The 15,995-nt window shown below is 70.0% G+C and carries 12 protein-coding genes and 1 tRNA gene; 4 read left to right on the top strand and 9 right to left on the bottom strand.

All coding sequences use genetic code 11. The features are described from left to right. Window positions 1–37: 37 nt before the first annotated feature. Window positions 38–2,320: an MMPL family transporter gene (locus ACFQ7F_RS06505; protein ID WP_383267013.1), complete on the bottom strand. Its 2,283-nt coding sequence runs from the start codon at window positions 2,318–2,320 to the stop codon at window positions 38–40. A 108-nt stretch (window positions 2,321–2,428) separates the two neighbouring features. Further along, window positions 2,429–3,001 (bottom strand): TetR/AcrR family transcriptional regulator, encoded by a 573-nt coding sequence (locus tag ACFQ7F_RS06510; RefSeq protein ID WP_383267231.1) that lies wholly within the window; start codon window positions 2,999–3,001, stop codon window positions 2,429–2,431. A gap of 211 nt (window positions 3,002–3,212) precedes the next feature. Here ACFQ7F_RS06510 and ACFQ7F_RS06515 point away from each other — a divergent pair, with 211 nt between their 5' ends. Continuing rightward, entirely contained in the window at window positions 3,213–6,512 is a 3,300-nt protein-coding gene (locus ACFQ7F_RS06515) for a S41 family peptidase (RefSeq protein WP_383267016.1), read from the top strand. A gap of 112 nt (window positions 6,513–6,624) precedes the next feature. Continuing rightward, a complete protein-coding gene (locus ACFQ7F_RS06520; RefSeq protein ID WP_383267019.1) occupies window positions 6,625–6,864 on the top strand; it encodes a hypothetical protein in 240 nt (79 codons plus the stop codon). Between the two features lie 462 nt (window positions 6,865–7,326). Here the strand turns inward: ACFQ7F_RS06520 and ACFQ7F_RS06525 are convergent, their stop codons facing one another. The 3 genes from ACFQ7F_RS06525 to ACFQ7F_RS06535 are packed head-to-tail and all read right to left on the bottom strand — an operon-like array spanning window position 7,327 to window position 10,753. Continuing rightward, window positions 7,327–8,205: an SDR family oxidoreductase gene (locus ACFQ7F_RS06525; protein ID WP_383267022.1), complete on the bottom strand. Its 879-nt coding sequence runs from the start codon at window positions 8,203–8,205 to the stop codon at window positions 7,327–7,329. Continuing rightward, window positions 8,202–9,173: an alpha/beta fold hydrolase gene (locus tag ACFQ7F_RS06530; protein ID WP_383267025.1), complete on the bottom strand. Its 972-nt coding sequence runs from the start codon at window positions 9,171–9,173 to the stop codon at window positions 8,202–8,204. Before ACFQ7F_RS06530 ends, ACFQ7F_RS06525 begins: the two co-directional genes overlap by 4 nt. After that, window positions 9,170–10,753: a flavin-containing monooxygenase gene (locus ACFQ7F_RS06535; RefSeq protein ID WP_383267028.1), complete on the bottom strand. Its 1,584-nt coding sequence runs from the start codon at window positions 10,751–10,753 to the stop codon at window positions 9,170–9,172. Before ACFQ7F_RS06535 ends, ACFQ7F_RS06530 begins: the two co-directional genes overlap by 4 nt. Window positions 10,754–10,939: 186 nt before the next feature. On the opposite strand from ACFQ7F_RS06535, the gene ACFQ7F_RS06540 reads away from it, so the two are divergent. Next, a complete protein-coding gene (locus ACFQ7F_RS06540) occupies window positions 10,940–11,584 on the top strand; it encodes a MerR family transcriptional regulator (protein ID WP_383267234.1) in 645 nt (214 codons plus the stop codon). Between the two features lie 171 nt (window positions 11,585–11,755). Here the strand turns inward: ACFQ7F_RS06540 and ACFQ7F_RS06545 are convergent, their stop codons facing one another. Further along, window positions 11,756–12,814, bottom strand: a complete 1,059-nt coding sequence (locus tag ACFQ7F_RS06545; protein ID WP_383267031.1) for a DUF6528 family protein — start codon at window positions 12,812–12,814, stop codon at window positions 11,756–11,758. Window positions 12,815–12,892: 78 nt separating this feature from the next. Then, complete coding sequence (locus ACFQ7F_RS06550; protein ID WP_383267034.1) at window positions 12,893–13,708, bottom strand: exodeoxyribonuclease III; 816 nt, start codon at window positions 13,706–13,708, stop codon at window positions 12,893–12,895. Window positions 13,709–13,774: 66 nt separating this feature from the next. On the opposite strand from ACFQ7F_RS06550, the gene ACFQ7F_RS06555 reads away from it, so the two are divergent. Then, window positions 13,775–14,287: a GNAT family N-acetyltransferase gene (locus ACFQ7F_RS06555; protein WP_383267037.1), complete on the top strand. Its 513-nt coding sequence runs from the start codon at window positions 13,775–13,777 to the stop codon at window positions 14,285–14,287. Between the two features lie 76 nt (window positions 14,288–14,363). Here the strand turns inward: ACFQ7F_RS06555 and ACFQ7F_RS06560 are convergent. After that, window positions 14,364–14,437 (bottom strand) — tRNA-Ala (locus ACFQ7F_RS06560). Between the two features lie 103 nt (window positions 14,438–14,540). Next, complete coding sequence (gene glpR, locus ACFQ7F_RS06565) at window positions 14,541–15,929, bottom strand: gephyrin-like molybdotransferase receptor GlpR (protein WP_383267039.1); 1,389 nt, start codon at window positions 15,927–15,929, stop codon at window positions 14,541–14,543. Window positions 15,930–15,995: the final 66 nt, after the last annotated feature.

Genomic DNA, 15,995 nt, shown 5'->3' on the forward strand with positions numbered 1-15,995 from the left:
CCTGCGCTCGTCGCCGCCCCCGCTCCTGGGACCTCGCTCAGACCCTGACCGGCTCCCGGTCGGCGTCCGGGTCCTGAGCTGCGTCCTTCTCAGCGTCCGTGCGGAGACCATCGCCCTCGACGTCCACGTTCGGCAGCGCGCGGTCCAGCCACTTCGGCAGCCACCACGCCTTCTTGCCGAGCAGCGCGAGAACAGCCGGGACCAGCGCCATGCGCACGATGAACGCGTCGAAGAAGACGGCGATCGCGAGACCGAAGCCAATCATCTTCACCATCTGCTCGCTGGAGCCGATGAACCCCGCGAACACCGCCATCATGATCACGGCAGCCGCCGAGACCACGCGTGCCCCGTGCCTGAAGCCGGTCACGATCGCCTGTCCCGGCCGCTCCCCGTGGACGTACGCCTCGCGCATGCGTGTCACGAGGAACACCTCGTAGTCCATCGCGAGGCCGAAGACGACGCCCACCATGAAGATCGGCATCATGCTCATGATCGGGCCGGTCTGCTCGACGCCGAAGAGCGAGCCGAGCCAGCCCCACTGGAAGACCGCGACGACCGCGCCGAGGGCCGCGAGGACCGAGAGCAGGAAGCCGAGCGCCGCCTTGAGCGGGACCAGGATCGAGCGGAAGACGACGATCAGGAGGAGGAAGGCGAGCCCGACGACGAGTGCCAGGTAGGGCAGCAGGGCGTCGTTCAGCTTCTGAGAGACGTCGATGTTCATGGCCGTCGAGCCGGTGACCATGACACTCGCGCCGGTGTCGGACTTGATGTCGGCGCCCGCGTCGCGGATCGCGTGCACGAGGTTCTCGGTCTCGATGCCACTCGGCTTGGAGGACGGGACGACGCTGATGATCGCCGTGTCGCCCGCCTTGTTGATCATCGGCGGCGCGACCGAGAGGACGTCGTCGAGTCCGGAGATCGTCTTGGTGATCTCACCGGCCGCGGCCTTCGGGTCGTCGCTCCCCTTGAGGTCGGCGACCGTCATCAGCGGGCCGTTGAAGCCGGGGCCGAATCCGTCGGAGACCAGGTCGTACGCCTTGCGCTGGGTCGTGGACGTCGGCTGCGCGCCGTCGTCCGGGAGGCCCAGTTCGAGGGAGGAGACGGGCAGCGCCGCGGCGCCGAGGCCGATGACACCGATGAGCAGGACGGTGAGCGGACGGCGGACGACGAAGCGCGCCCAGCGGGTGCCGAGGTTGTCCTTCTTCTCCGCAGCAGCCTTCTCCGAAGCGCCCTCAGCGGCGCCCTCAGCGGCGCCCTCAGCGGCGGAGGCCTTCTTCTTGCCCCCGCCGAGCACCTTGCTCTTCTCGCCCATCGGCTTGACCTTCTTGCCGGCGTAACCGAGCAGCGCCGGGATGAGGGTGAGCGCGATGAGTACGGCGATGACCACGGTGCCTGCCGCCGCGAAGCCCATCTTGGTGAGCATCGGGATGTTCACCACGGCGAGGCCGACAAGGGCGATGACGACCGTGAGCCCGGCGAAGACCACGGCCGAACCTGCCGTCCCCACCGCTCGGCCCGCGGCGTCCTCACGGTCCCGTCCGTCGGCGAGTTCGCCGCGGTAGCGGGAGACGATGAAGAGCGCGTAGTCGATGCCGACCGCGAGGCCGATCATCATGGCGAGCGTGGAGGTCGTCGTGCCCAGGTCGAGCGCGCTGGCGAGCGCGGTGATCGAGGAGACGCCGATGCCCACGCCGATCAGCGCGGTGAGCAGCGGAAGACCTGCCGCGATCAGCGAACCGAAGGTGATGACGAGGACGACGGCCGCGACCGCGATGCCGATGACCTCGGTGGCACCGGTCTCCGGCATGGCCTGCAGCGCGTCGCCGCCGACCTCGACCGTGAGCCCGGATTCGCGCGCCTGGTCGGTCGTCTTCTCCAGCGCGTCACGGCTCTCCTCGGTCAGCTCCATCGAGGTGACCTTGTACGAGACCGACGCGTACGCCGTGGAGCCGTCCTTGCTGACCGTCTTGGCCTGGAAGGGGCTGTCCGCCCTCGCCACCTCGTCCGAACCGGACTTGAGTGCGGCGACGGTCTTCTGGATCTGGGCCTTGTTGTCCGGGTCCGAGACCTTCTCGCCGTCCGGCGCCTTGAAGACGACCTTGGCGCTCGCACCATCGGCACTGGCTTCGGGCACACGCTCTTCGAGCAGGTCGAAGGCCTTCTGGGCCTCCGTCCCCGGAATGGAGAAGGAGCTGGAGGCGGCGGTGGGCGCGGACGCGGCGCCGACTCCGGCGAGCGTCAGGAGCGCCACCCAGATCAGGGCGACGAAGTGCCGTCGCCTGAAGGCGAGTCGGCCTAGTTTGTAGAGGAAAGTGGCCACGAGGGCGTACTCCCGGTCAGGTCGTGGTGTCTGGGGGCAGGGGGGGATCAGCCCGACGACGTGAGCGGTCGCGTCAGGTGGAACGTGCGTACTGGGGAGGGGAGTTGGTCAGACGCCGAGAGCGGGGAGGATCACGGCATCGATGTAGGAGAAGAGGAACTCGCGGTCGACCGTGCGGTCCTCGATCAGGTCTCGGGCGACGAAGCCGCCGACCATCATGTGAATGACGAAGCCGAGCGCGGGATTGTCCGGGGACACTTCGCCGCGCTCCACGGCTCTGCGCAGCAGGGTGTTCAGGCCGGTGATCTCCGGCTCGATGAGCACCTGCCGCAGCGCGTGGTGGAGTTCGGGATTGTCGTGGATGGCGTGGAACAGGCTCCGCATCAGCGCGGCGTCCCGCTCCATCTGACAGTCGTCCGACCGGTGGACGGATTCCAGCAGATCGCCGCGGAGGGACCCGGTGTCGATGTCCGCGATGGACACCGGCTTGTTGTGCCGCAGCGCCCTGGCGATCAGCTCGGGCTTGCTCCCCCACTGGCGGTAGAGGGTGGCCTTGCTGGATTTCGTGCGGGCGGCGATGGCGTCCATCGTGAGCGCCTCGTAGCCCATCTCGCGGAGCAGATCGAGCACGGCCGCGTAGATCTCGGCCTCGCGCTCGGGTGTGATCCGGCTGCGCCGCACCGTTGCCGCCTCAGCCATGATCCCTCCGCCCCTCGTCGAGTCTCCGTCGAGTTCCCGTCGAACCCTTGTCGAAACTGTTTCGTACACCATGACTGTACTCGGCGCCTTAACGAAACGAAACCGTTTCGTACGTGTGCTGCGTCACGCACTCGCCTCACGTGTCCGGGATGTACGAGTTGCCGGGCCCTCCACACCGGAAAAGCATGGTGAAGTGACCGACGCGCGCGATGAAGCAGATGAAGCCCACGCTGAACATGCCGACCACGCCTACCTGCGGTTTCCGCACCTCAGCGGCGACCGTCTCTGTTTCGCGGCCGAGGACGATCTCTGGGTGGCCCCGCTGCGCCCGGACGGCGAGCCCGCGGGCCGGGCCTGGCGGGTGACCGTCGACCGGACCAAGGTGAGCCACCCGCGCTTCTCGCCGGACGGCAGCCACATCGCGTACACGACATGGCGCAGTCTCGACCCGGAGATCCATCTCGCCCCGGTGGACGGCGGCCCGGCCCGGCGCCTCACCTACTGGGGGAGTACGGACACCCGGGTCTGCGGCTGGTCTCCCGACGGCGACATCCTCGCCGTCTCCTCGCACGGTCAGCCCTTCTCGTACTTCTGCTGGGCCTACAGCGTGCCGACCGACGGCTCGCCCGGCGGGGCGCTGCCCTGGGGCCCGGTGTACGACATCGCGGTCAACGACATCGAGGGCGAGCGCAAGACGCTCCTCCTGACCGGAAAGCCGCCGCACGAGCCCGCCGCCTGGAAGCGCTACCGGGGCGGTGCGACGGGCCGCCTGTGGCTGCACGGCGATCAGCTCCTGCCCGACCTCGACGGGCATCTGGACTCCCCGATGTTCGTGGACGGCAGGATCGCCTTCCTCTCCGACCACGAGGGCGTCGGCAACCTCTACTCCTGCCTGCCGGACGGCTCCGACCTGCGGCGGCACACCGATCACGACACGTTCTACGCCCGGCACGCCTCCAGCGACGGCGCCCGCGTCGTCTACCAGTGCGCGGGCGACATCTGGCTGGTGGACGACCTGACCCCGGGCTCCGTGCCGCGCCGCCTCGACGTACGCCTCGGCGGGCCGCGCGCCGGACGGCGGATCTACCAGGTACCGGCCGCGCAGCACGTCGACTCGCTCTCCGTGGACGCGACGGGACGGGCCAGCGCCGTCGTCGTACGCGGCAGCCTGTACTGGCTCACGCACCGGGACGGGCCCGCCCGCACCATCACGGACACCCCGGGCGTGCGCGTCCGGCTTCCGGAGATGCTCGGCAAGGGCGGGCAGGTCGCCTACGTCACCGACGCGGAGGGCGAGGACGCCGTCGAGATCGCCTATCTGCCGCGCGCCAGCGGCGCGCGCCTGCCGCGCAGGCTGGCGCAGGGGAAGCTCGGCCGGGTCCTCGAACTGCTCTCCGACCCCGAGGGCGAACGGCTGGCGATCGCTTCGAACGACGGCAGGCTCCTCCTGGTCGACGCGTCCGAGGAGTCCGACGGCGAGGTGACGGAGCTGATCCGCTCCCTCAACGGCCCGGTGCGCGACCTGGCGTTCTCCCCGGACGGAGCATGGCTGACCTGGTCGCATCCGGGCATCGGCCGTTCGCTGCGCCAGATCAAAATGGCCCGTATCGAGGGACCGGCCTGCCGCATCATCGTCGACGTCACGAACGGCCGTTTCGAGGACGAGAACCCGGTCTTCACCCGCGACGGCCGCTATCTGGCCTTCCTGTCCTGGCGCGGCTTCGACCCCGTCTACGACGTGCACACCGGCGACCTGTCCTTCCCGCTCGGCTGCCGCCCCTACCTCGTCCCCCTGTCGTCGGCGACCCCCTCGCCCTTCGCCCTCTCCCCCGACGGCCGCCCGGCCGCGGGCGGGCTCGACCCGGCCGACGGCAGGCCGATCGACGGCGCCGTCAGCGTGGAGGTGGAGGGCCTGGAGAGCAGGGTGACGCCGTTCCCGGTCTCGGCATCGAAGTACTCGGCGCTCCACCCCGTCAGCGGCGGCGGCCTCGTCTGGCTGCGCTGGCCGATCTCGGGCGCGCTCGGCGAGACGTTCGCCAATCCGGCGGACACCTCGGGGCGCCCCACCCTGGAGTACTTCAACATCACCAAGGGCAAGAAGTCCGCCCTGGTCGACCACCTCGACTGGTTCGCTCTCAGCGGCGACGGCTCACGGCTCGTGGTCGTCGACGACAGCGAGCTGAGCGCGGTGCCCTCGACGGAGGTCGGCGACGGCGACACGACCGTCTGGATCGACCTGCGCCGCATCCTGCACGAGGTCGACCCGGCGGCCGAGTGGCGCCAGTCGTACGACGAGGCGGGCCGCCTCATCCGCGCCTACTTCTGGGAGCCGCACATGTGCGGCATCGACTGGCCCGCGATCCTGGACCAGTACCGGCCCCTTGTGGAGCGGGTCGCGTCCCCCGACGAGTTCGCGGACCTGCTCCGCGAGGTCCTCGGCGAGCTGGGCACTTCCCATGCGTACGTCTCTGCCGCCCGCCGCAACGAAGGGCCACCGCACTACCAGCGGGCGATGGGCCTCCTCGGCGCCAACCTGGTCTGCCGGGACAACAGTTGGATGATCAAACGGATCCTGCCCGGCGACTCGTCCGACTCCAAGGCGCGCTCACCGCTCGCGGGCGCGGGCATCCGCGAGGGCGCGGTCCTCACGCACATCGACGGCCGCCCGGTGGACCCGGTGACGGGCCCCTTCCCCCTGCTCGCGGCGGCAGGCGGCACGACGGTGGAGCTGACGTTCGAGGCGGCGGAGGCGGAGGGCAGGCCGAGGAGGGTGGCGATCGTCCCCCTCATCAATGAACGCCCCCTGCGCTACCAGGACTGGGTGGCCAAACGACGCGAGGTCGTACGGGAGTTGAGCGAGGGAAAGTGCGGCTACCTGCACATCCCCGACATGGGCGGTTCGGGCTGGGCGCAGTTCAACCGCGACCTGCGCCTGGAGGTCTCGCGTCCGGCCCTGATCGTGGACGTGCGCGGCAACGCGGGCGGCCACATCAGCGAGCTGGTGGTGGAGAAGCTGACGCGGAAGATCCTGGGCTGGGACCTGACGCGCAACGCCCAGCCGGTCTCGTACGCGTCGAACGCACCACGCGGGCCCGTGGTGGCCCTGGCCGACGAGGCGACGTCGTCGGACGGCGACATGATCACCGCGGCCTTCAAGCTGCTCGGCCTCGGCCCAGTGGTGGGCCTGCGCACGTGGGGCGGAGTGGTGGGGATGACCGGGCGGCACGTCCTCGGGGACGGGACGGTCATCACGGTGCCGATGAACGCGGGCTGGTTCGACGAGTACGGCTGGTCCGTGGAGAACCACGGCGTGACGCCGGACCTGGAAGTACTCCGGACACCCCTGGACTGGGCGGAGGGGCGGCACGCACAGCTCGACGACGCGGTGCGGGTGGCGCTCGACCTCCTGGAAAGCCATCCTGCGGCGACGCCGCCGGGGCTCGGGGACGTACCGGACCGGCGGCGGCCGAAGCTTCCGCCGCGCGGCGATTAGCAGGGCTTCTCGCCGTCCGTTACTGCCCGTCAATGATCGAAATGCGAGGTAAGTATCCCCATGTAAGTCTGGTCGAGGCCCCTCCAACCTCACCCTCTAGGAGTGAACAAGCATGGGCATCAAGGACCAGTTCCAGGACAAGTCAGGCGAGCTGCAGGACCGCGCCAAGAAGGCGATGGGCGGCGCCAAGGACGAGGCGAGCGAGCGCGGCCAGCAGGGCCGCGACGACATGCAGGAGCGTGGCCGGCAGGGCCAGGAGGAAGCGAGCGAGCGCTCTTCCCGGACCCCTGACGAGGGCAAGCGGTCCGCGCAGGAGCAGCAGGACAAGTTCAACCAGGACTACGACGCCTGACGCTGCGCTGAGCTTGACCAGATGAGGCCCCCCGGGACGCCGGGTGGGCCTTATCTCTTTGGGGCGGCGGGGGTGTTCAGCCTCGCGGCTGCGGGCGGCGTGGGGGTGTTTGGCCTCGCCGCTGCGGGCGGTCCGTGTTCGCCTAGCGGCCGGTGGGGGCTTTCCTTTCCCGCCGCTTCGCGGCGGGTTTGCCCACCCGCCCACCCGATTGCCCCGGGAGGTAATTGGGGGGGGTGATCCAACGCCGGGTAACGGGTGGGCGGGTGGGAGTGATCCGCCGCGAAGCGGTGGAACAGGATCGCCCCCCGCGGCGCCACAGCCGGGCCCCACCCCACGGTGAAGCGGAGGCCCACCCGGCGGGACAGGACCGCCCCCCCCGGCGCCGCACCCGGGCGCAGCCCCACCCGCGGTGAAGCGAAGGCCCACCCCACCGCCGGGGCGGGGCAGGCCGCACGAAATCAACTACCGCCCACTACGCACCTGTTCATCGGCGGAGCCCCCCGCCCCCACGAGCCCCGTGGAGACCGACCCGAGCCGGGGTTCGAACCGCCGCATCTCGCGCTGGCCCACCGAGCCGATGACCCCCGGCAGGTATCCCCGGATGCCCTGCATCCCCCGCAGCCACCACTGCGCGTACACATGGCTGGAGCGCCGCTCGATACCGGCGACGATCCGGTCGACGGCCGGACCCAGCGGGTACGTCTTGTTGGCCGGCCACGGCAACCGCTGCCGCAACTCCCGCATCACGTCGTCCTGATCGGCACCCCGCACCATGTCCGTGTCCGTCCAGGACAGGTAACCGACGCCCACCTTGACGCCCTTGTAGCCGACCTCGGCCCGCAGACAGTGCGCGTACGCCTCGACGCCCGACTTCGACGCGCAGTACGCCGTCATCATCGGCGCCGGCGTGATCGCCGCAAGCGAGGCGATCTGCAGCAGATAGCCCCGGCTCTCCATCAGGACGGGGAGGAACGCCCGCCCCGTCACCGCGCTGCCGATGAGGTTGACCTCGATCACACGGCGCCACGCCTCGGGGTCGGACTCGACGAACGGACCGCCGTTGGCGACACCCGCGTTGGCGACGACGATGTCGACCTTCCCGAACCGCTCCTTGACCTCCTGGGCGACCCGGGCCATCGCGACATGGTCCGTCACATCCGCGTGCCAGGCCTCGGCCTCGGTGTGCAGCCGCCCCGCCACCTGCTTCAACTCGTCCGGTTCGAGGCCGACGAGCGCGACCTTCGCACCCCGCGCCGACAACTTCCGCGCGAGCAACTCCCCCACGCCCCGCGCCGCCCCGGTGACGACCGCGACCTGACCCTCCAGGCTGACCTTGCTCATGCGCTGCTCCCCTCAAGACCCTCAAGACCCTCAAGACCGTGAACCTGCTGACCGTCCACCCGTACGTACCTCTGCACGAGATCCCTGATCCCGCCCGTGACCGCCTCCGGCGCCTCGACCGGCGTCATGTGGCCGAGCCCCGGCAGCTCGGTGAGACCGAGGGAGTCCGGCAGCATCCCGGCCAAGCGCCGCGCGTGCGTGACGGGTGTCATCCGGTCGACCGTGCCCGCGATGACCGCGGTCGGCACATTCAACTCCAGTACGCCCGCGTCGAGTTCGATCTCGTCGAGCACGTGCGACCAGCGGTAGCGCACCACCCTGGGGCACCCGTGCACGATGTGCGCGCACACGTCGACCCGGTCCGGGGCCGAACCCGGCCCCATCGTCGCGTACTTGAGGATCTTGCGGGCCAACGGCGTCACGGGACCAAGGGGCGCCTTCGCGCCGAGGACCGACCGCGTGATCCGCGTGCGCAGCCGCCCGGCCCGCATCGGCACCACGAGCGACTCGGCGACGAGCCGCGAACTGCCCGTGCTGCACAGCAGAACCGCCGCCGCATGCTCCCGGAAGACGGGCCGCGTGCTGGCGGCCATGATCGTCATGCCGCCCATCGAGTGCCCGGCGAGCACGGCCTGCTCCCCGGGTTCGAGCGTCGCCGCGAGCACCGCCTCCAGGTCGTCGGCGAGGGCAGTGGTGCTGTAGCCCTCGACGCCGTCCGGCGCGACACTGCGCCCGTGCCCCCGCTGGTCGTACGCGATCACCCGGTGATCGACGGCGAGGTCCCGTATCTGCGCCGCCCAGAAGGCGGTCGAGCACGTCCACCCGTGCGCCAGCACGATCGCGGGCGCACCGTCGGGACCGTGCACCTCGGCGTGCAGCCGCGCGCCGTCCGCCGACACGACGGTCAGTTCCCGCGTCGCGGCAGGCGGCGCGAAGGGCCCGCTCGTCACATGCGTCAGCCTGCTCATGCCCCTGCCTCGACCTTCTTCGTCTTACGCGACTTCGGCGGCGACACCGCGTCCGCGTTCACCTTCGGCGGCCGCACCACCTCGTACTCGGCGAGATCCACCCGCCGCGTGGCGTTGCGGAACTCGGTCGTCGTGCCCGGCCAGATCGTCGTGTTCACGCCGTTCTCGTCGAGGTACCAGCTGTTGCAGCCACCGGTGTTCCACACGGTGCGCTTCATACGCTCCTGGACCTTGTCGTTCCAGGCGTGCACGGCACTGTTCCGCACGGCGAGCGCCGCCCGGCCGCCGAGTACGTCCAGCTGCCGTACGTAATCGGCGAGATAGTTCAACTGAGCCTCGATCATCAGGATCATCGAGGAGTTGCCGAGACCGGTGTTCGGGCCGATGACCGTCATGAAGTTGGGGAATCCTGCCGCGGTCGCGCCGCGCAGCGACTTCATCCCGTCCTTCCAGGACTCCATCAGCGTCCCGCCGTCGGGGCCCACCACGCGGTCGGCGATCGGCATGTCCGTCACATGGAATCCCGTACCGAAGATGATCGCGTCGACCTCGGTCTCGGTGCCGTCAGAGGCGACGACGGTGTTGCCGCGCACCTCGCTGAGCCCGCTGGCGACGACGTCCACATTGGGCTGCGCGAGCGCCGGGTAATAGGTGTTGGAGAGCAGGATCCGCTTGCAGCCGATGCGGTACGACGGTGTCAGCTTGGCCCGAAGGGCCGGGTCCTTGACGGCGCGGGCGATGTTCCGCTTGCCGATCTGCTCCACCGCGCCGAGCTCGTTCGGCCGCTTGGTGAACGCCTGGACCTGCAACTCCCGTATGCCCCACAGAATTCCGCGCCGGGCCTGCGTGGTGAACGGCAGCTGGCGGTGCAGCCAGCGCTCGGCCTTGCTGATGGCGCGGTCCATGCGCGGAAGGACCCACGGCGGGGTGCGCTGGAAGAGCGTGAGCTTGCCGACCTCGCGCTGGATGGCGGGCACGATCTGGATGGCGGAGGCGCCGGTGCCGATCATCGCGACGCGCTTGCCGCGCAGGTCGTAGTCGTGGTTCCAGCGCGCGGAGTGGAAGACCTCGCCCTCGAAGGTGTCGAGGCCCGGGATGTCCGGCAGCTTGGGGTCGGAGAGCGGCCCGGTGGCGGAGACGACGACGTCGGCGGTGAGGGTGGTGCCGTTGCCGGTCTCGACCTCCCACCACAGCTTGTCCGCGTCCCAGCGCATCTGCTTCACCTCGGTGTTGAGGCGGATGTGCGGGCGAAGCCGGAAGGTGTCGGCGACCTGCTCCAGGTACTCGTGGATCTTCTCCTGACCCGAGAAGGTGCGCGGCCAGTCGGGGTTGGGCGCGAAGGAGAACGAGTACAGATGCGAGGGCACGTCACAGGCGCAGCCCGGATAGCTGTTGTCCCGCCAGGTGCCGCCCACCGCGCCGGCCCGCTCAAGGACGACGAAGTCGGTGACGCCCTCGCGGCGCAGCCGGACCGCGGCACCGAGCCCACCGAACCCGGACCCGATCACCGCTACCCGCACATGCTCGCGCTCGCTCCCCGGCCCGCGCTTCTGTCGGCGCCCATCCTCATCCTCGGCCATGCCGCCGCCTCCCGAACTGCCTCACGACTCTGCCAGTGTCCACTGGCGCAATTGGGAGAGTAGAACACCTGCCTACTGATGGGTAGGGGTCTGGCGCCCCGAGTTACCGCCGGTAGAACACGCACACGACGCGCAGGATCCGGCAGCACATAGGCTGCTGCCGTGGCAGAGACACGCGAGTACCGCATGGAGGAGCTGGCCAAGGCGGCCGGCATCACGGTGCGCACCGTGCGCTTCTACCGTGAGCGCGGCCTGATCCCGCCGCCCCGCCGCGAGGGCCGTATCGCCTGGTACGACGACCACCACCTGGCCAGGCTGCGCACGATCGCCGCCCTCCTGGAACGCGGCCACACCCTGAGCGGCATCGCGGAACTCGCGGAGGCCTTCGAGAACGGCCGCGACGTCGGCGAGCTCCTGGGCATCGGCGAACCCACCGAGGAGACCCCGGTCCGCCTCACCCCCGAGCAACTGGCCGACCACTTCGCGGGCGAGGTCACCCCCGAGAACCTCGCCGCGGCCCTGGACCTCGGCTACCTCGGCACGGACGGCGAAGAAATCGTCCACGTGAGCCGCCGCCTCCTGGACGTCTCATCGGCACTGGTCCGCGAGGGCATCCCCCTGGCGGCGGTCCTGGAGGCGGGCCAACGCGTACGTGAACACGCGGACGCGCTGGCGGAGTTGTTCATCACCATAATCCGCACCCACACCCCGCCCGAAGCAGGCAACGTAAGCATCGACCGCCTGCGCCCACTGGCGAAGAGCGTGGTGGAAGCGGAACTGTCGATGGCCTTGGACCGCCGCTTGGCTGCAGAGAAGCCGGAAGAGCAGTAGCGGTACCAGCCCGTCCGGCGTTTGGTTTTTCAGCCCGTCCGGCGTTTGAGGACGAACTCGGCGAAGCCGGTGATGACGGCACGCACAAGGCCCCCGCGCCGAGCGGGTTTTCGGGAAGGGGCGGGGTGGGGGAAACCCCGCCGGAGGCGAAACCTCCCCCCTGCCGCCCCCCTACCGCGGCAAGAACCACCGAGCCTTATAGATCCCGCCACCAACCAACTCGTACTCCCCCCGCGGCAGATGAACACTCACCTTCCGCGTCCACCACGTCTCCTCAAGCCCACCCTCCGGCACGGTGGTGACAACCTGCCCCGTCCGCGGATCATCACCAACGGCCTTCACCGACTTCCGGGCGATCTCCTCATGCCCCGCAAAGTCCCGCACGAAGGCCCCACTGCCGATGTCGTACTGAAAGACGGACGCGTTGGTCGTCACCCAGAGCCGCCCACGCCGCCCGGCCACAGGAAAAAGATCATGCCCCCCGGGCGTCTTGCCCGGCGTCCCGACAGGAAGCCCGACCGAGGACAGCTGCCTCAAGGAGGGCCGGGCCCGCGACCCACCCACCCCGTACGTGACCAACTCATCGTCACCGATGGCCCACAGCACCTCACGCGCACCGTCCCAGTGCAGCCCGTGCGCCCCCTTGAGCTCCACCTCGGCGTACCGCGAGGCCCGCGGCCCCTGCGACGCCGCATACAGTCGGACCACCGCCCCCGTACTGCACGCCACCGCGACATTGCCGTCAGGCAGGATCTCCGCGCTGTGCGGGTTGAAGAGGTCGTCGCCGGGGCCGATCGCCGCGCCCCAGTAGCGCTTGCCCGAGGGATAGTGGACGACGGCGACGAAGCCGAAGGACGCGGTCGTCAGAACGTACGTATGCCCCTTGTGCCTGCGCACCTTGGACTCGCTCGGATACACCCAGCTGTACTCCGGATCGAGATCCTCGTACCCCTCGTGCCTCATCGGCGAGAACTCCCACCGCACGACGGACGAATCGGCCTCCTCGTCCCAGACCCTGCGCCGCGGATCGAGAACGAGAATCCGCTGGGTCGCCTGCTCCGTGAGGAGCACGGGCGGCGTATGCCGCGGCACCCCGCCCGTAACACCGGCACCGGAACCGGCACTGGCGGGCGACGCGGCGGCCAACGGCAGCCCCGCCCCGAGCCCGACACCCAGGGCCCCGAGCAACACACCCCGACGAGACGACAGCGACAACGACTTCCCGGACATGAAGTCTCCCCCACACACGGCGGACAGTTGAGTCATTGTCAGGTACGTGCCCGCAACAAACCATGCCGCCGCGCGGTCTCACATGTCGTAGACCACCGTGACGGGCGCGTGGTCCGACCACCGCTCCTCATGACTGGCCGCCCGCTCCACGAACCCCTTGACCGCGCGCTCCGCGAGCCCCGGCGTCGTCACCTGGTAATCGATGCGCCATCCCGTGTCATTGTCGAAGGCGCGCCCCCGGTAGGACCACCAGGAGTAGGGCCCCTCGACGTCGGGATGCAGCCCGCGCACCACGTCGACGTACCCGGCACCCCCGTCGTCGGCATCCCCTTCGAAGACCTCGCTGAGCCAGGCACGCTCCTCGGGCAGGAAGCCCGAGTTCTTCTTGTTGCCCTTCCAGTTCTTGAGGTCGGCCTCCTGGTGCGCGATGTTCCAGTCACCGCAGACCACGACCTGGCGCCCCTCGGCGGCGGCCCGCTTCTTGAGCCCCTTCAGGTACGTGAGGAACTCCCCCATGAAGCGGATCTTCTCGTCCTGGCGCTCCGTGCCGACCTCGCCGGAGGGCAGGTAGAGGCTGGCGACCGTGACGCCGGGCAGATCGGCCTCGACGTAGCGCCCACTGCCGTCGAACTCCTGTGACCCGAACCCGATCTGCACCCGGTCCGGCTCACGGCGCGTATAGAGGGAGACACCCGCGCGCCCCTTGGCGGCGGCCGGCGCGTGCGTGACGTGCCAGCCCTCGGGGTCCCGTACCTCCTCGGGCAACTGCTGCGGCTCGGCCCGCACCTCCTGGAGGCAGAGCACGTCGGCCGAGGTCTCGGCGAGCCACTCCACGAAGCCCTTCTTGGCAGCGGCGCGCAGCCCATTTACATTCACACTGGTCACGGTGAGCATCCCGGAACGATACCGGCACACTTGATGGATGACCGCACTCCACCGCATAGAAGTACGATGGTTCGCATGAGTATCCAGTCACCCTTGCAGCGGCCCTCCGTCGAGCTGCGCCCCACCCCTTTCGACCACCCCGACGCGGTCAAGCTCAACGACCGCGTACAGCTCGAGTACGCGGAGCGGTACGGCGATGAGGGCGACGTCACACCCCTCGACCCGGCCATGTTCGCCGCCCCGCTCGGCCTTTACCTCCTCGCCTACGACGAGAACGGCACCCCGCTGGCCACCGGCGGCTGGCGCGGCCACGAGGAGAACGACGAGGGCTACGCGGACGGCGACGCCGAGATCAAGCGCATGTACGTCATCCCGGAGGCCCGCGGCCTCGGCCTGGCCCGCCGCATTCTGGCGGCCCTGGAGGACGACGCGAGGGGCGCGGGCCGTATACGCATGGTCCTGGAGACGGGCACGAAGCAGCCGGAGGCCATAGCCCTCTACACCTCGACCGGCTACACCCCGGCCCCCGCCAAGTTCGGTCACTACCGCTTCGAGGACCTGAGCCGCTGCTTCGCGAAGCAGCTGTAGTTCCCCATGCCGCGCGTCTGAGGCACACGCAAAGATCCCGCCCAGTTCGATGAACTGGACGGGATCTCATGTGCAGTGGACCTGTGGGGATTTGAACCCCAGACCCCCTCGATGCGAACGAGGTGCGCTACCAGACTGCGCCACAGGCCCTTGCAACGAGTGAAACTCTAGCATCCCGATCCGGGTGCTCGGAAATCCGTTCCTGGCTGGTGACCTGCCTGGTCACATGCCTGGCCACCAGCCTGGTCAGGCCTCACTCGTTGGCGGCCCGCGGCCGCTCCCCGTCGTCGTACTGATCGAAGAGCGGCGTACGTCCGCGCTCGCGCGCCCGGCGTGCGGAAGCAGCCCGCCGCGCGTCACTGCGGCCGTCGACTCCGTCCACGCCGTCGGCACCTTCCGCGCCCTCGCCGTCCCCCGTGTACTCGGTGGCCTCGGAGGCCTCGGTGGCCCCGGCGTACTCGCTCCCGTCCGCCTCGCCGCCCGCCTCATCGGCGGCGGGGCCCACGGAGCTCGACCGCGCCGAGCTCCAGGCGTCGGGTGCGCTCAAGTCGACGTCACCGGTGGCCCGCGGGGCGACCGGCGCGGTCACGTACGTCGGCAGGGGCACCGGCACCGGGTCCCAGCTGTCGCCGTGCCCGGGGCGGCGCTGCCGCTCACGCTGCTGGTCCACCCACTCCGCGTGGTCGGTCTGCTCGACCAGGGCGCGGCGGTCGGCGGCGAGCGCGGAAAGTCCGGTCTCCGTCTCGGGCGCAGGTCCTTCCTCCGCGTCGTCGACGACGGCTTCCGCGCCACCCGACGCACGCCTGCGCGGCTGACGTTCCCGCAGCCGCTGCGCCGCGACCTCGGCCCGGCGCCGGTCCATGGTGTAGGTGAAGCGGCGCCGCTCCTGGCCTCGCAGGTACACGATGTACGCGCTCAGGAGCGCGGCCGGTGCGGCGGGCGCCCAGAGGAACGCGAGCCCGCCCACCGCGGCGACGACCGCGCCGAGCGTGAAGGCGACGAACAGCATCACCGTCGTACGCCGACGGCGCGCGAGCACCTTCGAGCGCCGGGCGCGCGCGGCGGCTTCCGCCGACGCGGCCCGTTGGGCGGGCGACTGCTGAGGCCGCGCGCCGGTCGGCGCCGGAGTAGGCGCCGGGGTGTTCACCTGCGCCCGCACGGAGCGCTTGGCCGGGGACTTCGCCGCGGGCTGTGCCTGAGACCGCTGTGAAGGCTGTGGTGTCTGGGGCCGCTGCGGAGGCTGCTGCGCCTGGGACCGCGACGGAGACTGCTGCGCGGGCGGTCTCACCGAGGGCTGCTGCGCCTGGTGTTTGACCGGCGCCTTGCCCTGCGGCTCGGGCCGCTCTTCCTGCCCGCCCTGCCGATCCTGTCGATGCGGGGGCGCGACGAAGGCCCGGACGTCCACCGAGCCGGTGGCATTGTCCGGGGCGCGCGACTCCTCCTCTTCAGGCGAGCGCGCTTGCAGGTCCTTGGCGTATCGGCGCTCCATCCCCGCCCGTCCGGACAGGAGCCGGATGGCGGTGCTGAAGCGTTCCGTCGGACGGGCTTCATTGAGCTCGTCCTGCCTACGGAGCCACATCGGCACCAAGTAGGCGGCCCAGGCCCCGACGATGACTGCGTAGATGAGGCCGCTGCTGCTCACGCCTCACACGGTAGAGGGGTTTGCTTGAGGCCATCTGCCAATTGAGCCGGTGTGTCGCACGATCTC

This window comes from Streptomyces sp. NPDC056486 (genome assembly GCF_042795295.1).
Taxonomy (GTDB): domain Bacteria; phylum Actinomycetota; class Actinomycetes; order Streptomycetales; family Streptomycetaceae; genus Streptomyces.